The following is a 25,850-nucleotide window of genomic DNA, read 5'->3' as shown; positions in this document are numbered from 1 at the left end:
GTTAGCCCCGAAAGCGGGCGCTGTACTCTCCCGGCGTCAGACCAAACTGACGCCGGAAGACGCGACAAAAATAATCGCTATCCGGAAAACCGCAACGCTGCGCCACTTCATGAATCGACAGATGATATTTCTGCAAAATCATCCTCGCCTTCGCCATTCGCACCCAGCGAACATACTCGATAAAACGCATCGTCCCATGTTGGGCAAACAGTTTTGACAGATGATTGGGCGTGATATTAAAAAACTGCGCCACGCTCTCGCGGGTGAGCGGCTGGGCATAATTATCCTGAACCCAGTTACAAATGCTGTGATAGAGAAAATCGCTGCGCGGCTGCGAATTGCCCGGTGGCATATTCACCACGTTGCGGCAAAGATGCAGCAAACTTAACACCAGTGGCTGAATGATATTCTGCTCCAGCGGTGAACGGCTAAGATGGGTGAGGGCGGTAAGCATCGCTTCACCTTCACCGCGTTGCAGGCTGGGAAGCTGGATCTGGCGAGCAGGATGCAACAACGACGTGGTGCGGCTATCGTAAAACGATAACCCAAGCCAGGTCGGAGCGAACACCAGGCTTAACAGCATCACCGGTTTGTTGTTGACCGGTAAATTAGCCGCGCGTGCCGGAATAAACAGCATTTCTCCTTCCACCATACGTTGCTGCTTTGCTTCCAGCAGATTGCCGTATTCGCCGCGTAGCACGATATCCAGACGGGGAAAATCAATACATAAACTGCCCACTGGCAATGAGGCAGGCTGGCTGGCAAACCAGACGCGCCCCAGTAGTTGCGGGTTAAGCACCAGGCCGCTGAACAGATCGGCGAAAAATTGTTGATCGGCGGGCAAGCCTGGTGCTTTCATGAAAGTTCCCGATTAAAGATGCATTAACTGGCGGAATTCTTTAACTTTGCTGCGGCTGACCGGCACTTCAAAATCCAGATCTTTCAGCCGCAGAATATAGGTGTTATTAAACCACGGTTCGATCTCGCGGATTTTGTTCAGATTGACACAAAATGAGCGATGGCAGCGGAAAAAATGCGACGGCGGCAGCTTGCTGCAAAACTCGGTAATGTTCATCGGCATTACGTAGGATTCACGCCGCGTATAGACAAAGGTCATTTTCTCGTGCGCTTCGGCGTAATAGATATCGTTAATTGGCGTGACAATGATTCGCTCATCTTTCACCAGATTAATGGTGTCATTCTCACGCGTTACCGTCGCGGCAGGCGTACTGCTGGTCTGCTGTTGTTGCCAGGCTGCTTCCAGTTTTTGCAGCATCCCGGTAATGCGTGACTCCTGATACGGTTTGAGAATGTAGTCAAACGCTTCCAGTTCAAATGCTTCTACCGCATGTTCTTTCCACGCGGTGATGAACACAATAAACGGTTTATGGGCGAACTGGCTGATGTTTTGCGCCAGCAACACGCCATCCAGCGACGGAATATTGATATCCAGAAAAATGGCGTCGACGCGGTTATGCTGCAAAAACTTCAACACGTCCAGACCGTCGTCAAAGGTGCCGACAATCTCCATCTGGCTATGCTCTTTAATTAGCCAGCTCAGTTCCTGTTGTGCCAGGAATTCGTCTTCAACAATGATGACTTTCACAATATCACTCCGGCTCAAAGCAATAACGTAGCCTGTGAGGCGACTGGGGTGCGTTGGTTAGGAATGTAAAACGCAATTTCCGTCCCCGGTTCCAGGCGGCGGATATGCAGCCCCTCGCCATACAATAACTTCACGCGATGATGGACATTCAGCAGGCCAATTTTATTGCCCGGCATTTCGTTCGCTTCGACCCGCTCAATCACCTTTGGATCGATGCCGTGCCCGGTATCCCGCACCGCAATGCGTACCCGATTACCGCACTCTGCAACGCTGATGGTGACAACGCCTTTACCTTTGCAAGGCTGAATACCGTGGACAATGGCGTTCTCCACCAGCGGCTGGATCAGCAGGCTGGGAATGCAGCAATTCACCTCTTCATCAATATCATAGATAACCGTCAGCTTGTCGCCAAAGCGGGCCTGCTCAATGGCAATATAGTCTTTAATTTGATACAGCTCTTTTTTGATATCGATTTGCTCATCGTCTTTTAATTCAATGTTATAGCGCAGATAACGCGACAGATTAAAGATCAGCTGGCGAGCGGTATCCGGATTCAGACGGATTGACGATGAAATAGCGTTCAAAGCGTTAAACAGGAAATGGGGATTAATTTTGCTTTGCAGGGCGCGAAGCTCTGCCTTATTTGCCATTTCACGTAGCTGCTCGGCGCGTGAAACCTCCAGTTGCGTGGAGATGATTTGCGACAGACCGACCGCCATTTCCTGTAATGATGACGTAATCTGATGCGCGTGGCAGTAGTAAATTTTCAGTGTTCCGGTCACAACGCCTTTCTCCCACAATGGGATCACCAGCATGGAATGAATCTCTGGTGTGCGGTGGGCTTCATCATTGTTTTTAATGATGATTTTTCCGTAATTCATCGCCTGTCGGGTAGTCGGGCTAATGAAGTCATCGCCATTCTGATAGTTGTGTTCACCCACGCCAACATAGGCCAGCACATGATCGGTATTGGTAATCGCCACCGCATCGGCATGAATATCATCGCGGATAATTTCACAAACTTTGCGTAATGACTCGCTATTGACATGGCGAAACAGCGGCAGCGTTTTGTTGGCGATATCCAGCGCCAGCTTGGCCTGCCGCGCGGCGCTGGCCTCTTTTTCGCCCTCAACGCTTTGCACCAGCAGCACAATAAAGCCGATACAGACGCTACCGAGGATCATCGGAATGCCGATTTTAGAGACGATATCGATCCCCAACGCGGTAGTTGGTGCCCAGACAATCACCAGAATCATGGTCAACGTTTCACATAACATGCCGCCGAGAATACCGACGCGCCAGCGCTGTGCTTTGGGGATTTTCAGGTTGATCCAGCCCGATATACAACCCGCCAGAATGCTGGTGATAAAGCAGGGGATCGCCGTCACGCCGCCGATATCAATTAAATACCGGTGAATACCCGCAATCACGCCGGTAATGATGCCTACCCACGGGCCAAACAGAATCCCGCCTGACATCACCGCGATAATACGAACGTTCACTAGCGAGCCTTCTACGGGAACGCCGGACCAGGTGCTGAACAGGGCGAACAGCGAGAAAATGGCGGTAACAGCGAGCAGCTCTTTTGGGGAGTGCGCCGACTTGTGCAACAGTTCGCGAAACAGGCGGATACGGATGAGAAAGAACAGGCAGATAAGCATTAACGCTGCCCGATCGAAGACCGCCAGCAGCATGTTGAATATTTCGTGCACGGGTGACTCTGAATAAGGATTAAACCTCTATGATAGGTAACCTGAAGGCTGATGACCAGCAGGCCGTTTTTGAGGAAAAACCACAATTTTAAAAGGGGATTGAAAGATAAATGGTGTATTGGCAATGCATCTCTTGATAATGCACATCTGCTTGGTAAATTTATTGAAATTATAATGTTAATAAAATGAGTGGTAATTTTCTTGTTAGCGCAGATAAATTTCCTGTTTTTGAAGTGGAGTTCCTCATTTAAAGCCATTGATAAAAATGTTCTAAAACGCTGGACAGACAGAAATTAATCAGGCTATTTTCAAAACAGCCACCATCGTGGCAGCGTCGCTCGGACGGTCCGGGCGCTAACGTTAATCTGAGGAAATTATGGCTGACACTCGCCCTGAACGTCGCTTTACGCGCATTGATCGTCTCCCGCCCTACGTTTTTAATATTACCGCTGAACTGAAAATGGCTGCGCGTCGGCGCGGCGAAGATATTATCGATTTCAGTATGGGTAACCCGGACGGTGCGACTCCGCCGCATATCGTCGAAAAATTATGTACGGTGGCCCAGCGCCCGGACACGCATGGTTACTCCACGTCACGCGGCATTCCGCGGCTACGTCGCGCCATTTCCCGCTGGTATCAGGATCGCTACGACGTCGAGATCGACCCGGAATCAGAAGCCATCGTCACCATTGGTTCGAAAGAGGGACTGGCGCATCTGATGCTGGCGACGCTGGATCATGGTGACACTGTACTGGTGCCTAATCCAAGCTACCCGATTCATATTTACGGCGCGGTGATTGCCGGGGCGCAGGTACGCTCAGTGCCGCTGGTGGAAGGTGTCGATTTCTTCAACGAACTGGAACGCGCCATTCGCGAAAGTTATCCGAAACCGAAGATGATGATCCTCGGCTTCCCGTCGAACCCAACCGCGCAATGCGTGGAACTGGAATTCTTTGAGAAGGTTGTGGCGCTGGCAAAACGCTACGATGTGCTGGTGGTCCATGACCTGGCCTATGCCGATATCGTCTACGATGGCTGGAAAGCGCCGTCAATCATGCAGGTGCCGGGCGCACGCGACGTGGCGGTCGAGTTCTTTACCCTGTCGAAAAGTTACAACATGGCGGGCTGGCGTATCGGCTTTATGGTTGGCAACAAAACGCTGGTCAGCGCGTTGGCACGTATTAAAAGCTATCACGATTACGGCACCTTTACGCCGTTGCAGGTGGCAGCGATTGCGGCGCTGGAGGGCGATCAGCAGTGCGTGCGCGACATTGCTGAACAGTACAAACGCCGCCGTGATGTACTGGTAAAAGGGCTGCATGAAGCGGGCTGGATGGTCGAAATGCCGAAGGCTTCGATGTATGTCTGGGCGAAAATCCCGGAACCGTATGCTGCCATGGGCTCGCTGGAATTTGCCAAGAAGCTGCTGAACGAAGCGAAGGTCTGTGTCTCTCCGGGGATTGGCTTTGGCGACTACGGCGACACGCATGTTCGCTTTGCACTGATTGAAAACCGCGACCGTATTCGTCAGGCGATTCGTGGGATTAAAGCGATGTTCCGTGCCGATGGTTTACTACCCGCCAGCAGCAAACATATTCACGAAAACGCGGAATAAACACCGACCTCAAAAATGCAAACAGGAGCCTGATGGCTCCTGTTTTTCATTGCACAGTTTGCTTTTAGATCATCAGGGCAAAAGTACCGGCCCAAACGATGACCATAAAAGAAATGCCCATAAAGAAATATTTCACTTTACATCTCTCCGCGTAATTACTGTTACGCCTGAATGACTTCATTACACCTGATACAGTGAGTTGACACCGGGCAAAACGACCTTAAAAGTCCTGTATTTTACCGTGGGCATCACCCCAGAATTCTGAGCTAAACTGCTCCAGACGGCGCTAATGTACGCCTAAAACTGAAACGAGACAAGAGGCATTTTCTTATTTACTTTTAGTAACTTACAGGTGTCTCATATCGGCGACAGTTTAATTTCTGACGGTAATAATTAGAGATTCAGCGAAGGAAAAAACCTTAAGAAAAAAGCCATAAAAACCATGAGGTTATTATGGCTGATTTGAGGAGGGAAAGAGTTAGAGCAGTTTGTTAAATGTATAGCGACGATTCTCCCACCGGGCGCGTTTTAAAGCGACGGTGGATCCAGAGGTACTGCTCCGGTGCGCGCATGATCTCTTTTTCGATAATCTTGTTCATATAGGCAGCGGCTTGATTTTCATCTGCCGGGTAGCCTTCCATCTCTGGGGTGATGTACAAACGATATCCGCTGTAATCCGCTTTTCTTACCATCGTTACGGTTAACATGGCTGCGCCAGAGAGACGTGAAAGGACATACGTACCATTGGTTGTGGCGACATTTTCCACCGCAAAGAACGGCGCGAAGGAGCTGCCTTTACGACCATAATCCTGATCGGGAGCAAACCATACCGCTTCACCTTTCTTCAGTGCACCAACAATGCCGCGCAGATTATTTCTGCCGATCATCGCTTTGTTAGAGCGCATGCGCCCACGGGTCTGCACCCATTCCATCAGCTGATTATTATGTGGACGATAGGTAGCCATCATTGGTTGACACAGTCCCATCACGCGGCCGCCCAGTTCCAGCGACATAAAATGGACGCCGACAACCATTACGCCGCGATTTTGCATTTGTGCGCGTTTAAGGTTATCCAGCCCTTCAACATCAAACCATTTGCGTACGCGACTGTCGGGCCAGAACCACGCCATGCCGGTTTCTACCAGCGCCATGCCGAGTGAACGAAAGTTTTCGGCGATCATCTTCTCGCGCTCTTCAGCAGAATGCTGCGGGAAACAAAGTTCCAGGTTTTTACGGGCGATAGATTCACGCCGTTTCAGGAATGGTCGCGCCATTGCGCCAATACGCGTGCCGAGAAAGCAGAGAACAGGATAAGGAAGCTGTACCCAAAGCCAGAGTACACCAAGCCCAAACCATGTGAGCCAGTAGCGAGGATGCAGAAACTCGCGGGAAAATTTGCATTTTGGAAACATAGTTACCTTCTGTAGATACGAATTGTTGTATCGCAGAAGATTCCATGTCGACAGCGGTACACTCAATTGGTTGGGCCATCATGTACGACAATGGTTCCTGTAAAGAGTGTAAAGACTAGTCAGGACATAACCACGAGGAGCATGAATGCGGTATCTGTACTTTATCACTGGCTGACTACTTTCAGCTACTGATTATTAATCGTGCAAAGTAAATATTTTTCCGTACGCAACAGTCTTGCATTTAACATGCTGTTTTCATTGATGCTTAGCAAAAATTGCCAGAGGTTAAGGATTGTCTTACTATTAAATTGACTGAAGTTACAGGTTTTTTAGCGCGGCAGGAGGTTGAGCTATGATTTATTTATGGATGTTTCTCGCCCTGTGTATTGTCTGCGTAAGCGGATACATCGGTCAGGTACTGAACGTGGTCTCGGCGGTCTCTTCTTTCTTCGGCATGGTGATCCTCGCTGCACTCATTTACTACTTCACCATGTGGTTAACAGGCGGTAATGAACTGGTGACGGGGATATTTATGTTTCTTGCCCCGGCTTGTGGCTTGATGATTCGCTTTATGGTGGGGTATGGCAGGCGGTAGTAGTTCAGGATGGATCATTTGGGCAGGTGCTCACATCATCAACAGATATGATTGTTCACCTGCCATGTGACAGACGCTATCGCACAGGATGAATAAGATAATTCGCCTTTGTCGGAAAAGGGGGCGTGATGTCTTCTGTGAGATTTAATGGTGGCGCATCTTCTCTCATCTTAAACAAAATCGCCTGTGATGGCTGAAGTTTTGTAGAATGAGTTGTCGTCATCACTGACGTTTTTTCTGTCTCTTTATAGCTCGTCTCACTTCCACCACCAGAAATGGAAAATGCAAAAACATTGCATGCCATAATAGAGACCAATAAAAATAAGCTAAAAAGCATTAAGTTTACTTTCATAGAAAGTTATCCTGAGAATGGCTCACTGAGAACCTACGATGTTATGGCTGTATTTACATTTAATTAATCAGTATTTACATCGATATAATAAATGACATCTCTTTGTGGTATATAAGAATAGTTCTCTGCGACAGGAAGCATATTCCTACAATTGTAAGACTAAAATACTTCTTGCGATAATAACTACAACTGTAAGATAACCCTTTCAAAATGACCGTTGCTCTCTGATTTCTCATTTCATGCTCACCCAATATGATGGCGGCGTTTTCTAAAACTGTTAAAGAATGAGGTAAGTATGAAACGTTTAATTATGGCTACGATGGTCACAGCAATTCTGGCATCTTCAACTGTATGGGCGGCTGATAATGCACCGGTAGCGGCACAACAGCAAACTCAGCAAGTTCAGCAAACCCAGAAAACGGCAGCAGCAGAGCGTATCTCTGAACAAGGTTTATATGCGATGCGTGACGTGCAGGTAGCGCGCCTGGCTCTGTTTCATGGCGATCCGGAAAAGGCAAAAGAACTGACCAATGAAGCTTCAGCTTTGTTGTCAGATGACAGTACCGAATGGGCAAAGTTCGCTAAGCCAGGTAAAAAAACCAATGTCAATGATGACCAATATATTGTCATTAATGCATCTATCGGAATTTCTGAGAGTTATGTAGCGACACCCGAAAAAGAAGCCGCGATAAAAATTGCCAACGAAAAAATGGCGAAAGGGGATAAAAAGGGCGCAATGGAAGAGCTTCGCCTGGCCGGTGTTGGCGTAATGGAAAACCAATATCTGATGCCGCTCAAACAGACTCGTAATGCACTTGCTGATGCGCAGAAACTGCTTGATAAAAAGCAATACTACGAGGCAAACCTGGCGCTTAAAGGTGCGGAAGATGGAATCATCGTCGATAGCGAAGCACTGTTTGTGAACTAATGCTGACAGGCAGTATATTGAGGTAAAGGATTTAACTCCCTCCAGCCGACAATTTTTTATGACCACAATACGACAGATTGTGGTCATAAAATTATTTGGCGCTCGCGGTTCTATAAACTCGCATTTTATCTTCCTCAAAGTAAACCGCAATAATCCCGTGTCATCACAAATCATTTATTATGTTATGTTTTATGGTACGCTTTAAAAAGCGTAATCATACCCTTACTTGTAAATCACCGGCGCTTCTTACAGTTGTAAGAATAACATCACAAATGTCGCGGCTCTCTCTGATTACCGCGAACCAATATTTATCATATTCTTCTTTTCGTCCTCACTACTTACCATGCAGAAAGGAATTGGAAGTAGCGATGAAATGATTTTCAGTACTTGATACAGGAATTTAAAAATATCGAGTGCAGCTACGACGATATTTTGCGGATTATTTATAGAGGCGTTATGTCTTAAATAAACGCTAAATTAACACATATTTAATTAACTAATAGGTATTGCTATGTCAACTCCACTTCAAGGAATTAAAGTTCTCGATTTCACCGGTGTGCAATCTGGCCCATCTTGTACTCAAATGCTGGCCTGGTTTGGCGCTGACGTCATTAAAATTGAACGTCCCGGCGTTGGTGACGTAACGCGTCACCAGCTGCGAGATATTCCTGATATCGATGCGCTTTACTTCACCATGCTTAACAGTAACAAACGTTCTATTGAATTAAATACCAAAACAGCGGAAGGCAAAGAGGTAATGGAAAAGCTGATCCGCGAAGCTGATATCTTAGTCGAGAACTTTCATCCAGGGGCCATTGATCACATGGGCTTCACCTGGGAGCATATTCAAGAAATCAATCCACGTCTGATTTTTGGTTCGATCAAAGGGTTTGATGAGTGTTCGCCTTATGTGAATGTAAAAGCCTATGAAAACGTTGCTCAGGCAGCGGGTGGTGCGGCATCCACTACGGGTTTTTGGGACGGTCCGCCGCTGGTAAGCGCTGCAGCGTTGGGTGACAGCAACACCGGAATGCATTTACTGATCGGTTTACTTGCTGCTTTGCTGCATCGCGAAAAAACGGGGCGTGGGCAACGAGTCACCATGTCAATGCAGGATGCCGTATTGAACCTTTGCCGCGTGAAATTACGCGACCAGCAGCGTCTCGATAAATTGGGTTATCTGGAAGAATACCCGCAGTATCCGAATGGCACATTTGGTGATGCAGTTCCCCGCGGAGGTAATGCGGGTGGTGGCGGTCAGCCTGGCTGGATCCTGAAATGTAAAGGTTGGGAAACCGATCCTAACGCCTATATTTATTTCACTATTCAGGAGCAAAACTGGGAAAACACCTGTAAAGCCATCGGCAAACCAGATTGGATTACCGATCCGGCATACAGTACAGCCCATGCCCGACAGCCACATATTTTCGATATTTTTGCTGAAATCGAAAAATACACTGTCACTATTGATAAACATGAAGCGGTGGCCTATTTGACTCAGTTTGATATTCCTTGTGCACCGGTTTTAAGTATGAAAGAAATTTCACTTGATCCCTCTTTGCGCCAAAGTGGCAGTGTTGTTGAAGTGGAACAACCATTGCGTGGAAAATATCTGACAGTTGGTTGTCCAATGAAATTCTCTGCCTTTACGCCGGATATTAAAGCTGCGCCGCTATTAGGTGAACATACCGCTGCTGTATTGCAGGAGCTGGGTTATAGCGACGATGAAATTGCTGCAATGAAGCAAAACCACGCCATCTGATATTAACGGGGGCTTCTGGCTCCCAATTTATAAAAATTTCGAGGTTATTAATCATGTCAGATCAACTTCAAATGACAGATGGTATGCATATCATCGTTGAAGCATTAAAACAGAATAATATTGACACTATTTATGGTGTTGTAGGTATTCCTGTGACGGATATGGCACGCCATGCCCAGGCGGAAGGCATTCGTTATATTGGTTTTCGTCATGAGCAGTCGGCAGGCTATGCCGCTGCTGCAAGCGGTTTTCTTACCCAAAAACCAGGGATCTGCCTGACAGTGTCTGCGCCAGGATTCCTCAATGGTTTGACCGCATTGGCCAACGCAACGGTAAATGGTTTTCCGATGATCATGATTAGCGGCTCCAGCGACCGCGCGATCGTCGACCTACAGCAAGGTGATTATGAAGAGCTGGACCAAATGAATGCGGCAAAACCGTATGCCAAAGCAGCATTTCGCGTTAATCAGCCGCAGGATCTTGGCATTGCATTGGCACGCGCTATCCGGGTCTCAGTATCGGGTCGCCCTGGCGGAGTTTATCTTGATTTGCCTGCAAATGTCCTGGCCGCGACGATGGAAAAAGACGAAGCGTTAACCACGATTGTAAAAGTTGAAAATCCGTCGCCAGCATTATTGCCATGCCCGAAGTCAGTCGCTAGCGCAATTTCGCTTTTAGCAAAAGCTGAACGACCATTAGTTATCCTTGGCAAAGGCGCGGCGTATTCACAAGCGGATGAACAGCTTCGTGAATTTATTGAAAGTGCCCAGATTCCATTCCTGCCAATGTCTATGGCGAAAGGGATCCTCGAAGATACACATCCACTTTCTGCGGCAACTGCGCGTTCGTTTGCCCTGGCAAATGCTGACGTTGTCATGCTTGTTGGTGCACGACTGAATTGGTTACTGGCACACGGTAAAAAAGGATGGGCGGCAGATACACAGTTTATTCAACTGGATATTGAACCGCAGGAAATTGACAGCAACCGCCCCATTGCTGTGCCAGTCGTTGGCGATATTGCATCCAGTATGCAAGGTATGCTGGCAGAACTGAAACAAAACACATTTACGACTCCACTGGTATGGCGCGATATTTTAAATATCCACAAGCAGCAAAATGCACAAAAAATGCATGAAAAATTAAGTACAGATACTCAACCATTAAATTACTTTAATGCATTAAGTGCTGTGCGCGATGTATTGCGCGAGAACCAGGATATTTATTTAGTTAATGAAGGTGCAAATACCCTGGATAATGCACGAAATATTATTGATATGTATAAACCACGTCGCCGTCTGGATTGTGGAACCTGGGGTGTCATGGGCATCGGTATGGGCTATGCCATCGGTGCTAGCGTGACCTCTGGTTCTCCGGTTGTCGCCATTGAAGGTGATAGTGCTTTTGGTTTCAGTGGGATGGAGATTGAAACGATTTGTCGATATAACCTGCCGGTGACGATCGTTATTTTTAATAATGGCGGCATCTACAGAGGAGACGGTGTTGATCTCAGTGGCGCTGGTGCACCATCACCAACAGATCTATTGCACCATGCAAGGTATGACAAATTAATGGATGCGTTTCGTGGCGTTGGCTATAACGTCACTACGACAGATGAACTTCGTCATGCTTTAACCACCGGTATTCAGTCGCGCAAACCGACCATTATTAATGTGGTCATCGACCCTGCAGCAGGAACTGAAAGTGGCCATATTACCAAACTTAACCCAAAACAAGTCGCTGGTAATTAAATACTGACATCGTCTCCTCTTGCCAACTCATTATCGATGGTGAGGGGACCCTTATCGGAAATACTATTATGCTAACATTTTTTATTGGCGATTTATTGCCTATTATCGTAATCATGCTGTTGGGTTATTTTAGCGGCAGACGAGAAACTTTTTCAGAAGATCAAGCCCGGGCATTTAATAAACTGGTATTAAACTACGCTCTTCCTGCGGCCCTATTTGTTTCTATTACCCGGGCAAACAGGGAAATGATTTTTGCGGACACTCGCCTGACCCTTGTATCACTTGTGGTTATTGTCGGATGTTTCTTTTTCTCCTGGTTTGGTTGCTACAAATTTTTTAAACGTACTCATGCAGAAGCAGCAGTATGTGCATTAATTGCAGGTTCACCTACCATCGGATTCCTGGGATTTGCAGTTCTCGATCCTATTTATGGTGATTCCGTATCAACAGGTTTAGTTGTAGCAATTATTTCTATTATTGTTAACGCAATTACTATTCCTATTGGTCTGTATTTGCTGAATCCTTCCTCAGGAGCAGATGGTAAGAAGAATAGTAATCTGAGCGCATTAATTTCTGCGGCAAAGGAGCCAGTAGTATGGGCACCTGTTCTGGCAACGATCCTGGTGTTGGTTGGGGTAAAAATTCCGGCAGCATGGGACCCAACCTTTAATCTGATTGCGAAGGCTAACTCAGGGGTGGCGGTATTCGCTGCGGGGTTGACTCTGGCTGCACATAAATTCGAGTTCAGTGCCGAAATTGCTTATAACACCTTCCTGAAGCTGATTCTGATGCCACTGGCGCTGCTTCTCGTGGGTATGGCATGTCATTTGAACAGCGAACATCTGCAGATGATGGTACTGGCAGGCGCATTACCGCCGGCATTCTCCGGAATCATTATTGCCAGTCGGTTTAATGTCTACACCCGCACTGGTACAGCGTCATTGGCTGTGAGCGTACTGGGTTTTGTCGTCACGGCTCCCTTGTGGATTTATGTCAGTCGACTGGTTTCATAATTAATCATGTTATTGATTTTACATAAATGCCGAAGTGTCTTTTCACCTTCGGCTTTTTTCAAGGTATAAGCAAATGACCAATAATGAATGCAAAGGGCCGTTTGAAGGCTTATTAGTTATCGATATGACGCATGTCCTTAATGGGCCTTTCGGAACTCAACTTCTTTGTAATATGGGCGCAAGGGTAATTAAAGTTGAGCCGCCAGGTCATGGTGATGATACCCGCACATTTGGTCCCTATGTGGATGGACAGTCACTCTATTACAGTTTTATTAATCATGGCAAAGAGAGTGTGGTTCTTGATTTAAAGAATGATCACGATAAAAGCATATTTATAAATATGCTTAAACAAGCGGATGTATTAGCTGAGAATTTTCGCCCAGGTACAATGGAAAAACTGGGGTTTTCATGGGAAACGCTACAAGAAATCAACCCGCGTCTCATATATGCTTCATCGTCAGGTTTTGGGCATACCGGCCCGCTAAAAGATGCTCCTGCCTACGATACCATCATTCAGGCAATGAGCGGGATAATGATGGAAACAGGGTACCCTGATGCTCCGCCAGTGCGCGTGGGTACCTCTCTTGCGGATTTATGTGGCGGTGTCTATTTATTCAGCGGAATAGTGAGTGCACTTTATGGCCGCGAAAAGAGCCAGAGAGGGGCGCATGTCGATATAGCGATGTTTGATGCCACGCTGAGTTTTCTGGAGCATGGTCTGATGGCATATATTGCGACAGGGAAGTCACCACAACGCCTGGGAAATCGCCATCCCTACATGGCACCTTTTGATGTTTTTGATACTCAGGATAAGCCGATTACTATTTGTTGTGGTAATGACAAGCTTTTTTCTGCGTTATGCCAGGCACTGGAGCTTACGGAACTGGTTAATGATCCCCGATTTAGCAGCAATATTTTACGCGTACAAAACCAGGCTATTCTTAAACAATATATTGAGCGAACGTTAAAAACGCAGGCAGCTGAAGTTTGGTTAGCCAAAATACATGAAGTTGGTGTGCCCGTCGCGCCGTTATTAAGTGTGGCTGAGGCCATTAATTTGCCACAAACTCAGGCGAGAAATATGTTGATTGAAGCCGGGGGAATAATGATGCCAGGTAATCCGATAAAAATCAGCGGCTGCGCGGACCCGCATGTTATGCCGGGAGCGGCAACGCTCGACCAGCATGGGGAACAAATTCGCCAGGAGTTCTCATCATAAATGTAAGATGTGCTGGTAAATAGCTCCCACATTTGAATATTGTGGGAGCCGCTATTTAGTCATTTTGTTGACAGAAAACAGCTATCTCCTGGTCCAGCTCTGCAATGTGTTCTTTAACAGAGTTCAGCAACTTAAGAATTTCAGGCTTGCTGTCATCTGAAACGGGCGTTATTTCTAACTGATGGCTAAGATTAATCAACTTTTGCAAATTCAGGATGTTAGCCGCACCGTGGATGCGATGAATACACTGATGGAAAGTTCTGTTATCGCCAGCTTCTAACGCATGAAACGCAGCGGGTAGATCTTTATGCGTTTCATGCTGGAAAGTCATGAGAATCTCCTGCATCAGTTGTAGATCTTTCGCCGTATTATTTTTCAGGGCCTCGATATCAAGGTGGCGATACTGAGGTGCAATATGCGCAACCTGGTGTAACTGACTTAAATGTGTTTTCAGTACATTCAGGGTCAACGGTTTGAACAAACATAAGTTCATGCCGCAATTTAACCCTTTTTCACGTTCGTTAGCCTGTGCGTTGGCTGTAAGCCCCCAGATGGGTAAGGAAGAATTTTGCTCACGGAGTTTGCGAGTCAACTCAAAACCATCCATATTCGGCATATTAACGTCAGTAATAAGCAGATCATAATGTTGCATACTGACTTTGTGTAGCGCTTGCACACCATCAGTGGCTTCATCAACATCATATCCTAATAGGTTTAGCTGGCGTTTGAGTAATAGCCTGTTGGTTGGATGATCATCCGCGATTAATATACTCAACTTTTCAGGGAGTGTCATAGGTTGTTCTGCTTTTGCCTCGACAGTCGCCACTTGTTGGGTAATTTCTACCGGGATTGTGATCGTAAATGTCGTTCCTATGCCGGGATGACTTTCTAATGACAAATCACCCAGCATGTTTTTAATTAATTCTTTGCAGATCATTAAGCCTAAACCAGAACCTGTTTGCTGACGACCTGCACTTGTTTGGCTATAGCGTTTAAACAGTTGTTGTTGTTCTTCCTGCGATAATCCACTTCCAGAATCCATAATCGTCATTTTGATAACAGCGTGGTTGTCATCAATGTCACCCAGGGAGGTCGTAATTTTTACTGCCCCCTCGGTGGTAAATTTGAGAGCATTGCTCAGTAAATTAGATAAGACCTGCTTAAACGCCTGAGGGTCGATCTTAACCAGGTAATGTTCAGGAAACGTACTGCTGCAACTTAATGCGATCGATTTGCTTGCAGCAATCGCACCGAAAGAGTGACAAGTGTTCTGGACTAAAGTAGGGATATCGACCCATTGTGGTTGAAGTTGATAGTTACCCGATTCAATTTTGTCGACATCAAGGATTTCACCAATTAAGCCGAGGAGTGATTGTCCGGTGGCGTAGGCAAGTGAAATCGCCTCCACCCGTTGCTCCTTGCTAAGACCAGAACCCGACAGAAGTTCCAGGAAGCCCATAATGGAGCTTATTGGTGTTCTTATTTCGTGACTCATTGTTGCCAGAAACTGGCTTTTTGCGACAGTTGCATTGATCGCTTTATTTCTCTCTACCTCGAGTGCATGAATTAAATCACGCGTCTCGGTAATATCTTGCCAACCACAAATATAAACAGCATGATCGCTGGCTGGCAGATTGCATAATGTATGCCAGTGATTAATGCATCTTTTCTCGATGCCATTATCAATTTCAAATACCTGTGTGTATATTGTTCGATTTTCTTTCGTTTCTGCTGTAACTTCATGCGCATTAGAAAAAACATCTTTAAAGGGTGAGTCACTGTTTTCTAATGGTAACATTGCATTTTTGTAGTAATCCGCAGTGAAATAATGTTCAAAAGCACTATTATGACTAATGACATTACCTTGCCAGTTTACAACATAAGTTGGATTCGGTAAGGAATCCGAGAGTGCTTTTCGGAATGATATTTGGTTTTCTAAATCACCCTGAATGACTTTACGACGACGAACTGAGCGTAACAGGTAGAATCCCCATAAAAGGCTACTGCCAACTAATAAAACGGATAATGTCGTGACAATATAAAATTGCTCGCTATAGAGGTCCCATGTGTCAATGGTCACATTGGGCATTTTAATCCATTTTTCCGTCAGGCGCAGAACTTCGCTTGGGGGAATTGCATTCAGTGCTTTATTAATAATATCCTTAAGTTCCGGTTCTCCGCGAGGAAAAGCGAACGAAAGCGATGCATTCGGAACGCCGGGAATAAGAAAATGATAAAGTTCATTAGGATAGTAATGGTCGATCATGTAACGTGAATTTAACTGTGTCGCGACCAGAGCATCAAGTTCGCCTTCCTTGACCTTGTGAAATGCAGCGCTGGCGTTATCGACTTTTATCCACTCTACCTCCGGATACATCTCTTTTAATTGCGAATGAAGCTCATAATAATAGGGAATGGCAACTTTCATTCCTTTTTTTAATGTTTGTTCACTGTCAGGCGCTTTTTGCATGACAAAAACGTAAGGCGTTGTTATGAAGGCTTCAGCAAATAAAACATTATTTTCTCTATCTTCACTATAAATAGCGGCGGGCAATATATCCCATCCACCGGGGTTAAGCTGTGTCCCCGCATGAATATTGTGTGAAACGGTGATCGGAGAAAAATTTAAACCTGTTTGCAAGGTAATAATATTAAGAATATCACCCATCACGCCCCGAACTGAGCCAGTTTCATCTGTCATAGAATAGGGTGGCGAGTAAGGATTTTCCAGCACCTTTAAATCGGGATGCTGCTTAATCCACTGTTTTTCATGTTCAGTGAGTTCTAATGGTTTGTTCAGAAAGGCCAGGTTTCCTGTATCAAGCCAATTTTGTGATACTTCATAGCGAACTTCATTTGTTAAAGCATCAACAAATCGATTGAGTACTTCATTAAGAACGACTGAATCTTTTCTGGTTAAGAAAAAGTTATATTGACGCGGCGAGTTATAATATTTCACTACATTTAAGGAGTGAGTGAAATAGCGGGAAATCATACTGCTGGTAATAATGTTACTACCAATAAAGTAATCATTCTGTCCGGCTGAGACGGATGCTAATGCCTGATATAAATTTGTAAAAGAGATAATTGTTGCTTTTGGAAATGATTGATGAATTACCTCATCTGGAGGGTAATTTGCTACCCGAGCAATATTTACTGGTTTTGATGAGGTAAGCGGTCTCATTGAATCGTGAAGGGTGGTGACCAGCGCCGGAAAGGTAATTATCAGCGGTTTGGTTGCAGCAATGTCATCATTAAGAGGCGGCGAAGCAACTAAATGTGATAACACTATATCGACTTCCCCTTCTGTAAGCGCGTCCATTGCTTTTTGATGATCTGCGTATTCCCGGAGTGTTAATTTAATATTTAACGCTCTTTTTAAAAGATTTAAATAATCAGCATTAATACCACGAACCCGTTGCTGCGAATCGGTATGCAACAAAGTAGCCGTTTGGGACTTGTGTACTGCAATCACAAGATTTTTTTTGCTCGCTAACCAACGTAATTCCTTGTTGCTCAGACGTAGTGGATCAAGCGTGACACGGTTGTTACTACTGATGCCACGATATTCGATGTAATCTTCGTCTGCGAAACTTATGGTCGACCAAAGACCACAACAGAGAAGAAAAATATAGGGTAAAAACTTCATGTGGTTAGCCGATTTTGTTACGTTGTGCGAATGTGTAAAGATCCATCAGTGATTTACATTCTAATTTTTCCATCAGGCGACTTTTATAAGTGCTGACAGTTTTGTTGCTGATGAACATTTTTTCAGCAATGTCATTATTATCCTTGCCATCAAGAATATATCGCATGACACTAATTTCTTGTTTCGATAAGGAGTCGAGTTTTTGCTGGTCGGACGTTAAACTTCCAACAAACCGGTTGAGAGAGAAGGGGAAATAGCAGTAGCCATTTTTTGCAGCTTCAATAGCCGCAATGATATTGTTCATGCCTTCTTTTTTACTCACGAATCCATTAGCGCCAGCATCAGCACAATGTTTCCCGTAAAAATGGTCATTTTTAGCGGAGACGATAATAATAATTCCGCTATATTGGCGCTTCCTCAGCGTTTCTAACACCTGGATACCGTTAACTCCGGGGATATCGACATCAATGATGACGATATCAGGTTTAAGTGTTTCCACCCGCTGAACGGCACTTCCCCCTTCAGTCAACTCCGCTAAGATTTCAATATCGTTTTTGATCAATAAATTACGAATTGCTGCGATAGCAAGAGGATGGTCATCAATAATTATTGCGTTCATAGATTATTCCCTTTGCAATGAAGCATCTCCCTTCTCCCTGTAGTAATACAGACATAAGGCATCATCTCATTTTCTCAATAAAAATAAGAAAATTTGAGCTTCCTTTAAGATAATTCGACAAGTATACCATATAAATAGTCGGCATATATGAAATGTCAACAATAAAATCAGGGATTGTACCGATGATTTATAGTTTCACATTAGTACTATAAGTCTTCTCACTAATCCTACATGCGTAAGAATTGTATTGCAAAAGCCACGGTTTAGTCCTCTGTTGTTTTTTTTGCACCTCATTTAAATTAGGCCTCCAACGTTCCTGGGACAATGTGCAACACATGCACTGTGTTTGATATGAAGAATGAATACTCTTTTCATTCAATTCATAAATTTCATCTATGCGAAATGAGAGATAATAGTGGAACAGATTAATTCAAATAAAAAACATTCTAACAGAAGAAAATACTTTTCTTTATTGGCGGTAGTTTTATTTATTGCGTTTTCAGGTGCCTATGCCTATTGGTCAATGGAATTAGAAGACATGATTAGTACAGATGATGCCTATGTCACGGGGAATGCAGATCCAATTTCTGCACAAGTTTCAGGCAGCGTCACTGTCGTTAATCATAAAGATACGAACTACGTTCGACAGGGTGACATTTTAGTCTCACTGGATAAGACTGATGCCACTATCGCACTCAATAAAGCTAAAAATAATCTGGCCAATATTGTTCGGCAAACGAATAAACTGTACTTACAGGATAAACAATACAGTGCCGAAGTCGCTTCAGCACGTATTCAGTATCAACAATCTTTAGAAGATTATAACCGTCGTGTACCTTTAGCGAAGCAGGGGGTTATTTCAAAAGAAACGCTGGAGCATACCAAAGATACGTTAATAAGTAGCAAAGCGGCATTGAATGCCGCTATCCAGGCTTATAAAGCGAATAAAGCTTTAGTAATGAACACACCATTAAACCGTCAGCCACAAGTCGTTGAAGCGGCGGATGCAACCAAAGAAGCCTGGTTAGCGCTTAAACGTACGGATATTAAGAGTCCTGTTACCGGCTATATTGCCCAGAGAAGCGTTCAGGTCGGCGAAACAGTGAGTCCCGGACAATCGTTAATGGCTGTCGTACCGGCACGTCAAATGTGGGTTAATGCCAACTTTAAAGAAACACAACTCACGGATGTACGGATTGGTCAATCGGTCAATATTATCAGCGATCTTTATGGTGAAAATGTTGTGTTTCATGGTCGGGTGACAGGGATCAATATGGGAACCGGCAATGCGTTCTCCTTATTACCTGCACAAAATGCGACAGGGAACTGGATCAAAATCGTTCAGCGTGTACCGGTTGAAGTTTCTCTTGATCCAAAAGAACTCATGGAACATCCCTTACGTATTGGTTTATCGATGACAGCAACTATTGATACGAAGAACGAAGACATTGCCGAGATGCCTGAGCTGGCTTCAACCGTGACGTCCATGCCTGCTTATACCAGTAAGGCTTTAGTTATCGATACCAGTCCGATAGAAAAAGAAATTAGCAACATTATTTCGCATAATGGACAACTTTAATGGCAATCACTAAATCAACTCCGGCACCATTAACCGGTGGGACGTTATGGTGCGTCACTATTGCATTGTCATTAGCGACGTTTATGCAAATGTTGGATTCCACTATTTCTAACGTCGCAATACCGACAATATCTGGCTTTCTGGGAGCATCAACAGACGAAGGCACCTGGGTTATCACTTCGTTTGGTGTAGCAAATGCCATTGCGATCCCTGTTACCGGCAGGTTGGCACAAAGAATAGGCGAATTAAGATTATTTTTACTTTCAGTAACCTTTTTTTCGCTATCTTCATTAATGTGTAGCCTATCGACCAATCTTGATGTGCTGATATTTTTTAGAGTCGTTCAGGGGTTAATGGCGGGGCCGTTAATTCCACTGTCACAGAGTTTATTATTAAGGAATTATCCACCAGAAAAAAGAACATTTGCTCTGGCATTATGGTCTATGACCGTGATTATCGCGCCGATATGTGGGCCGATATTGGGCGGTTATATTTGTGATAACTTTAGCTGGGGTTGGATATTTTTAATCAATGTCCCTATGGGGATTATCGTTCTGACATTATGCTTAACCTTACTTAAAGGAAGAGAAACTGAGACTTCACCGGTCAAAATGAATCTACCAGGACTGACCCTGTTAGTGCTCGGTGTTGGTGGCTTGCAGATAATGCTTGATAAAGGGCGCGACCTGGATTGGTTCAACTCGAGTACAATAATAATACTAACAGTAGTGTCAGTTATTTCTCTGATTTCTTTAGTCATTTGGGAGTCGACCTCAGAGAACCCGATTCTTGATCTCAGTTTGTTTAAGTCCCGTAATTTCACCATTGGTATTGTGAGTATCACATGCGCGTATTTATTTTACTCTGGGGCGATAGTCCTTATGCCGCAGTTACTCCAGGAAACGATGGGGTATAATGCGATATGGGCCGGACTTGCCTATGCGCCCATCGGCATCATGCCGCTATTAATATCACCTTTGATAGGACGTTATGGCAACAAAATTGATATGCGGTTGTTGGTGACATTTAGTTTTTTAATGTATGCGGTTTGCTATTACTGGCGTTCTGTGACATTTATGCCAACGATTGATTTTACAGGCATCATTTTGCCACAGTTTTTCCAGGGATTCGCCGTTGCCTGTTTCTTTTTACCCTTAACAACGATTTCGTTTTCAGGGTTGCCAGATAATAAATTTGCCAATGCCTCGAGTATGAGTAATTTTTTTCGCACCTTGTCAGGATCAGTTGGTACGTCGTTGACAATGACGCTGTGGGGACGACGCGAATCGTTACACCATAGTCAGTTGACAGCAACCATCGATCAATTTAACCCCGTGTTTAATTCATCGTCACAAATTATGGATAAATACTATGGTTCGCTTTCAGGGGTTCTTAATGAAATTAATAATGAAATAACTCAGCAGTCACTTTCAATTTCTGCAAATGAGATTTTCCGTATGGCGGCTATTGCTTTTATCTTACTTACAGTTTTGGTTTGGTTTGCGAAACCGCCGTTTACAGCGAAAGGCGTTGGGTGATGATAAAAGGAGGGGGTTATAGCAGGTAAGACCAGGGACCTTAAGTCTGCGCCATCGGCAGCATCGCTCACCCAGGGAAAGGATGGCGATGCTGAATTGAAAAGTAATTAGCGGCCTTTTGCCAGATATTGCTCCATCTCTTCTTCCGGCACCATTCCACCTCCCGTCGCCCACACCAGATGAGTGGCATTACGCAGTTGTTCTGCGCTGAAACCGTGCATCTGTTGGTAACTTACTGATGCGCACACGCGCTGAGGCCCGGCCATACCCGCCAGTGCCGAAGGTTCAAGACGAATGCCTTCTTCCTGCGCCAGCCAGCCAAGCATGTCATACATGGTTTGATCGCTAAGGGTATAGAAGCCATCCAGTAGACGCTCCATTGCCCGCCCGACAAAGCCTGATGCGCGACCAACTGCAAGGCCATCCGCTGCGGTAAGGTTGTCGATACCAATATCCTGAACAGAAATCTGATCGTGTAATCCTGTATGGACGCCTAACAGCATACAAGGGGAGTGCGTTGGTTCGGCAAAAAAGCAGTGAACATGATCGCCAAATGCCAGTTTAAGCCCGAATGCGACGCCACCAGGACCACCGCCAACACCACACGGCAGATAGACAAACAGAGGGTTATCAGCATCGACAATACGACTTTGCTCGGCAAATTGCGCTTTAAGACGCTGGCCAGCGACGGAATACCCAAGGAACAACGTGCGGGAATTCTCGTCATCAATAAAGAAACAGTTCGGGTCAGACTGCGCTGCTTTACGTCCTTCCTCGACTGCAACACCATAATCTTGCTCATATTCCACGACCGTAACGCCATGGCTGCGCAGTTTCGCTTTTTTCCATGCCCGGGCATCAGCAGACATATGTACTGTCACCTTAAAGCCAATGCGGGCGCTCATAATGCCGATTGATAACCCCAGATTTCCGGTTGAGCCCACAGCAATGCTGTATTGGCTAAAGAACTGTTTAAACTCCGGAGAAAGCAGTTTGCTGTAGTCATCTTCAAGCGTCAGCAACCCCGCTTCCAGAGCCAGTTTTTCTGCATGTGCCAGGACTTCATAAATCCCGCCGCGTGCTTTTATGGAGCCGGAAATGGGCAAATGGCTATCTTTTTTCAGTAGCAGTTGCCCGCTGATCGGTTGTTGATATTCCTTTTCCAGCCGTTTTTGCATAGCCGGAATGGCAACCAGTTCTGATTCAATAATCCCCCCAGTAGCAGCAGTTTCAGGAAATGCTTTTGCCAGATAGGGTGCAAAACGGGATAAGCGCGCATGGGCGTCCTGAACATCCTGTTCGGTCAGGCCAACATAAGGTAAACCTTCAGCCAATGAGGTCGTGCCAGGATTAAACCAGGTGGTTTCTTGAAGAGCAACCAGATCCTTTACCAACGGATACTGGGCGATGAGCGAGTTCATTTTAGCGTTTTCCATAGTACGTCTCTTTGCGCTTAGATGATAAATGACAGCAGGAATGTGCCCGCCAGAGCGACGACTGAAGCGATAAATGTCGCGGTCGTATAGTATTTAAATGTTTCATTGAGCGTAGCGCCGCAATATTGCTTCACCAGCCAGAAAAGCGAGTCCGTAACGATCGTGCAGCCAATCGCACCTGAACCGATAGCAATCGCAATAATTTCCGGGCTGATGTCGGGATACAGCGGCAGCACAATGATCCATATTTATATTTTCTTCTCCAGGTTGGCGATGCCAGTTGGCATGTTTTACCTACTTGCCTACATGGTTACTCGTTGGCGAGAACAGAGGCGGAATTGGGTACAATTGTCCGGGAATTATTGTTATTTTTTATTGTATTGCCGTGTCGGGTGATAGGGCGTCGAGAATATCGTTGGATCTCGCCAGTGACGTCTGTTTCTGCTACAGTGCCCGTTTTACGGCAAACGGCTTGGGTATGGCTTCATTAAAGGATGTCGCACGCCTGGCGGGAGTGTCGATGATGACAGTCTCCCGGGTGATGCATAATGCAGAATCTGTGCGTCCTGCAACGCGTGACCGCGTATTGCAGGCAATCCAGACCCTGAATTATGTTCCTGATCTTTCCGCCCGTAAGATGCGCGCTCAAGGACGTAAGCCGTCGACTCTCGCCGTGCTGGCGCAGGACACTGCTACCACTCCTTTCTCTGTTGATATTCTGCTTGCCATTGAGCAAACCGCCAGCGAGTTCGGCTGGAATAGTTTTTTAATCAATATTTTTTCTGAAGATGACGCTGCCCGTGCTGCTCGTCAGCTGCTTGCCCACCGTCCGGATGGCATTATCTATACTACAATGGGGCTGCGACATATCACGCTGCCTGAGTCTCTGTATGGTGAAAATATTGTATTGGCGAACTGTGTGGCGGATGACCCAGCGTTACCCAGTTATATCCCTGATGATTACACTGCACAATATGAATCAACACAGCATTTGCTCGCGGCGGGCTATCGTCAACCGTTATGCTTCTGGCTACCGGAAAGTGCGTTGGCAACAGGGTATCGTCGGCAGGGATTTGAGCAGGCCTGGCGTGATGCTGGACGAGATCTGGCTGAGGTGAAACAATTTCACATGGCAACAGGTGATGATCACTACACCGATCTCGCAAGTTTACTCAATGCCCACTTCAAATCTGGCAAACCAGATTTTGATGTTCTGATATGTGGTAACGATCGCGCAGCCTTTGTCGCTTATCAGGTTCTCCTGGCGAAGGGGGTACGTATCCCGCAGGATGTCGCCGTAATGGGCTTTGATAATCTGGTTGGCGTCGGGCATCTGTTTTTACCGCCGCTGACCACAATTCAGCTTCCACATGACATTATCGGGCGGGAAGCTGCATTGCATATTATTGAAGATCGTGAAGGGGGAAGAGTGACGCGGATCCCTTGCCCGCTGTTGATCCGTTGTTCCACCTGATATTATGTTAACCCAGTTGCCAGAGTGCTCCATGTTGCAGCACAGCCACTCCGTGGGAGGCATAGAGCGACAGTTCCCGTTCTTCTGGCTGCGGATATATTCGGCTACTCATCACCGCCTCCCCGTCGTTAATAAATACTTCCACGGATGATGTATCGATAAATATCCTTAGGGCGAGCATGTCACCCTGCGGGAGGGGAATACTACGGTAGCCATCTAAATTCTCGTGTGGGTAATACCGCCACAAAACAAGTCGCTCAGATTGGTTATCAATATACAGCCGCATTCCAGTGCCGAGCTGTAATCCGTAATGTTCGGCATCACTGTTCTTCAGCGCCCACTGCAACTGAATCTCAACTGCTTGCGCGTTTTCCTGCAAAACATATTTATTGCTGATTGTGCGGGGAGAGATAGATTGATGCTGCTGGCGTAACGACTCAGCTTCGTGTACCGGGCGTTGTAGAAGTTTGCCATTGCTCTCTGATAGCTCGCGCGCCAGCGTCATGCAGCCTGCCCAGCCTTCACGTTTTGAGGGCATTGGCGATTCCCACATATCCATCCAGCCGATAACAATACGCCGACCATCCTTCGCTAAAAAGCTTTGTGGTGCATAAAAGTCATGCCCGTTATCAAGTTCAGTAAAATGCCCGGATTGTGCAAAAAGTCGTCCTGGCGACCACATTCCGGGTATTACGCCACTTTGAAAGCGATTTCGGTAACTGTATCCCTCGGCATTCATTCCCTGCGGGGAAAACATCAGATAATGCTGATCGCCAAGGCTGAAAAAGTCCGGACATTCCCACATATAGCTTTCACCCGCATCAGCGTGGGCCAGTACGCGATCGAAGGTCCATTCACGCAATGAACTGCCGCGATAAAGCAGGATCTGCCCCGTGTTGCCTGGATCTTTCGCCCCGACAACCATCCACCATGTGTCGGCTTCACGCCACACTTTAGGATCGCGGAAGTGCATGATTCCTTCTGGTGGAGTGAGGATCACACCCTGTTTCTCGAAATGAATACCATCCCGACTGGTAGCCAGACATTGTACTTCGCGAATTGCATCGTCATTACCTGCACCATCGAGCCAGACGTGTCCGGTGTAGATAAGTGAGAGGACACCATTGTCATCGACAGCACTACCTGAAAAACACCCGTCTTTGTCATTCTCGTCTCCTGGCGCTAGCGCAATAGGCTTATGCTGCCAGTGGATCATATCGTCGCTGGTGGCATGTCCCCAGTGCATTGGCCCCCAGTGTTCGCTCATCGGGTGATGTTGATAAAACGCGTGATAACGATCGTTAAACCAGATCAGGCCGTTTGGATCGTTCATCCACCCGGCAGGAGGCGCGAGGTGAAAATGGGGATAGAAAGTGTTACCTCGGCGCTCGTGAAGTTTTGCTAGTGCGTTTTGCGCCGCATGTAATCGAGATTGCGTCATTTTTATCATCCTGGTTAAGCAAATTTGGTGAATTGTTAACGTTAACTTTTATAAAAATAAAGTCCATTACTTTCATAAATGCGATGAATATCACAAATGTTAACGTTAACTATGACGTTTTGTGATCGAATATGCATGTTTTAGTAAATCCA

Annotated in this window: 20 protein-coding genes and 1 pseudogene; 10 read left to right on the top strand and 11 right to left on the bottom strand. The window is 45.9% G+C overall.

Translation table 11 applies throughout. The features are described 5' to 3' along the window. Position 1: 1 nt before the first annotated feature. From ACJHWK_RS01270 to ypdA, 3 genes are read right to left on the bottom strand one after another with little or no spacing between them, the layout of a single operon-like run. Entirely contained in the window at positions 2–859 is an 858-nt protein-coding gene (locus ACJHWK_RS01270) for an AraC family transcriptional regulator (protein WP_001520966.1), read from the bottom strand. Between the two features lie 12 nt (positions 860–871). Next, positions 872–1,606 carry a two-component system response regulator YpdB gene (gene ypdB, locus ACJHWK_RS01265; protein WP_001295458.1) on the bottom strand — a complete coding sequence of 245 codons (735 nt, stop codon included), beginning with the start codon at positions 1,604–1,606 and terminating at the stop codon, positions 872–874. 14 nt (positions 1,607–1,620) lie between these two features. Continuing rightward, positions 1,621–3,318: a two-component system sensor histidine kinase YpdA gene (ypdA, locus tag ACJHWK_RS01260; protein ID WP_000544359.1), complete on the bottom strand. Its 1,698-nt coding sequence runs from the start codon at positions 3,316–3,318 to the stop codon at positions 1,621–1,623. 376 nt (positions 3,319–3,694) lie between these two features. On the opposite strand from ypdA, the gene alaC reads away from it, so the two are divergent. Further along, positions 3,695–4,933 (top strand): alanine transaminase, encoded by a 1,239-nt coding sequence (gene alaC, locus ACJHWK_RS01255; protein ID WP_000785931.1) that lies wholly within the window; start codon positions 3,695–3,697, stop codon positions 4,931–4,933. A gap of 64 nt (positions 4,934–4,997) precedes the next feature. On the opposite strand, the gene ypdK is transcribed toward alaC, so the two are convergent. Both ypdK and lpxP read right to left on the bottom strand, forming a co-directional pair. After that, positions 4,998–5,069: a membrane protein YpdK gene (gene ypdK, locus ACJHWK_RS01250; RefSeq protein ID WP_010723117.1), complete on the bottom strand. Its 72-nt coding sequence runs from the start codon at positions 5,067–5,069 to the stop codon at positions 4,998–5,000. Between the two features lie 355 nt (positions 5,070–5,424). Next, the gene (gene lpxP, locus ACJHWK_RS01245) at positions 5,425–6,345 is read right to left on the bottom strand and encodes a kdo(2)-lipid IV(A) palmitoleoyltransferase (RefSeq protein WP_000484013.1); all 921 of its coding nucleotides are present in this window, start codon (positions 6,343–6,345) and stop codon (positions 5,425–5,427) included. A gap of 352 nt (positions 6,346–6,697) precedes the next feature. Here lpxP and ACJHWK_RS01240 point away from each other — a divergent pair, with 352 nt between their 5' ends. Continuing rightward, positions 6,698–6,940 (top strand): YfdY family protein, encoded by a 243-nt coding sequence (locus ACJHWK_RS01240; RefSeq protein ID WP_000639883.1) that lies wholly within the window; start codon positions 6,698–6,700, stop codon positions 6,938–6,940. 76 nt (positions 6,941–7,016) lie between these two features. Here ACJHWK_RS01240 and ypdI read toward each other — a convergent pair whose 3' ends face one another. Further along, a complete protein-coding gene (gene ypdI, locus ACJHWK_RS01235; RefSeq protein WP_000867670.1) occupies positions 7,017–7,292 on the bottom strand; it encodes a colanic acid biosynthesis lipoprotein YpdI in 276 nt (91 codons plus the stop codon). Positions 7,293–7,587: 295 nt separating this feature from the next. On the opposite strand from ypdI, the gene ACJHWK_RS01230 reads away from it, so the two are divergent. The 5 genes from ACJHWK_RS01230 to yfdE all read left to right on the top strand — a co-directional run bounded on the left by ACJHWK_RS01230 (position 7,588) and on the right by yfdE (position 13,962). Further along, positions 7,588–8,220: a YfdX family protein gene (locus ACJHWK_RS01230; RefSeq protein ID WP_000825607.1), complete on the top strand. Its 633-nt coding sequence runs from the start codon at positions 7,588–7,590 to the stop codon at positions 8,218–8,220. A gap of 511 nt (positions 8,221–8,731) precedes the next feature. Then, positions 8,732–9,982, top strand: a complete 1,251-nt coding sequence (gene frc, locus ACJHWK_RS01225) for a formyl-CoA transferase (RefSeq protein ID WP_000106757.1) — start codon at positions 8,732–8,734, stop codon at positions 9,980–9,982. Positions 9,983–10,035: 53 nt separating this feature from the next. Next, on the top strand, positions 10,036–11,730 hold the full coding sequence (gene oxc / locus ACJHWK_RS01220; protein WP_001283480.1) for an oxalyl-CoA decarboxylase: 1,695 nt from the start codon (positions 10,036–10,038) through the stop codon (positions 11,728–11,730). Positions 11,731–11,798: 68 nt separating this feature from the next. Beyond that, complete coding sequence (yfdV, locus tag ACJHWK_RS01215; RefSeq protein WP_000955028.1) at positions 11,799–12,743, top strand: transporter YfdV; 945 nt, start codon at positions 11,799–11,801, stop codon at positions 12,741–12,743. A gap of 73 nt (positions 12,744–12,816) precedes the next feature. Then, entirely contained in the window at positions 12,817–13,962 is a 1,146-nt protein-coding gene (gene yfdE / locus ACJHWK_RS01210; protein WP_001314918.1) for a CoA:oxalate CoA-transferase, read from the top strand. A 55-nt stretch (positions 13,963–14,017) separates the two neighbouring features. Here the strand turns inward: yfdE and evgS are convergent, their stop codons facing one another. Together evgS and evgA are read right to left on the bottom strand one after the other, a co-directional pair. Further along, a complete protein-coding gene (gene evgS, locus ACJHWK_RS01205) occupies positions 14,018–17,611 on the bottom strand; it encodes an acid-sensing system histidine kinase EvgS (RefSeq protein ID WP_001520963.1) in 3,594 nt (1,197 codons plus the stop codon). Positions 17,612–17,615: 4 nt separating this feature from the next. Then, the gene (gene evgA / locus ACJHWK_RS01200) at positions 17,616–18,230 is read right to left on the bottom strand and encodes an acid-sensing system DNA-binding response regulator EvgA (RefSeq protein WP_000991370.1); all 615 of its coding nucleotides are present in this window, start codon (positions 18,228–18,230) and stop codon (positions 17,616–17,618) included. Between the two features lie 415 nt (positions 18,231–18,645). Here evgA and emrK point away from each other — a divergent pair, with 415 nt between their 5' ends. Then, positions 18,646–19,809: a multidrug efflux MFS transporter periplasmic adaptor subunit EmrK gene (gene emrK, locus ACJHWK_RS01195; RefSeq protein ID WP_000435167.1), complete on the top strand. Its 1,164-nt coding sequence runs from the start codon at positions 18,646–18,648 to the stop codon at positions 19,807–19,809. Next, positions 19,809–21,347, top strand: a complete 1,539-nt coding sequence (gene emrY, locus ACJHWK_RS01190) for a multidrug efflux MFS transporter permease subunit EmrY (protein ID WP_001018714.1) — start codon at positions 19,809–19,811, stop codon at positions 21,345–21,347. The genes emrK and emrY overlap by 1 nt, the downstream gene beginning before the upstream one ends. A gap of 107 nt (positions 21,348–21,454) precedes the next feature. Here emrY and dsdA read toward each other — a convergent pair whose 3' ends face one another. Further along, positions 21,455–22,783, bottom strand: a complete 1,329-nt coding sequence (gene dsdA / locus ACJHWK_RS01185) for a D-serine ammonia-lyase (protein ID WP_001520962.1) — start codon at positions 22,781–22,783, stop codon at positions 21,455–21,457. Between the two features lie 17 nt (positions 22,784–22,800). Continuing rightward, positions 22,801–23,019 (bottom strand): annotated as a pseudogene (locus tag ACJHWK_RS01180) (D-serine transporter DsdX); the annotation flags it as partial. Between the two features lie 242 nt (positions 23,020–23,261). Here ACJHWK_RS01180 and ACJHWK_RS01175 point away from each other — a divergent pair. Beyond that, entirely contained in the window at positions 23,262–24,257 is a 996-nt protein-coding gene (locus ACJHWK_RS01175) for a LacI family DNA-binding transcriptional regulator (protein ID WP_001317964.1), read from the top strand. A gap of 7 nt (positions 24,258–24,264) precedes the next feature. Here the strand turns inward: ACJHWK_RS01175 and cscA are convergent, their stop codons facing one another. Beyond that, positions 24,265–25,698, bottom strand: a complete 1,434-nt coding sequence (cscA, locus tag ACJHWK_RS01170) for a sucrose-6-phosphate hydrolase (RefSeq protein ID WP_001520960.1) — start codon at positions 25,696–25,698, stop codon at positions 24,265–24,267. Between the last annotated feature and the right edge of the window lie 152 nt (positions 25,699–25,850).

Origin of the sequence: Escherichia sp. WS547 (assembly GCF_046486065.1) — a bacterium.
Classification (GTDB): domain Bacteria; phylum Pseudomonadota; class Gammaproteobacteria; order Enterobacterales; family Enterobacteriaceae; genus Escherichia; species Escherichia coli.
Note: the sequence above shows the minus strand (reverse complement) of the source record. Positions and strands in the feature narration are given on the sequence as shown.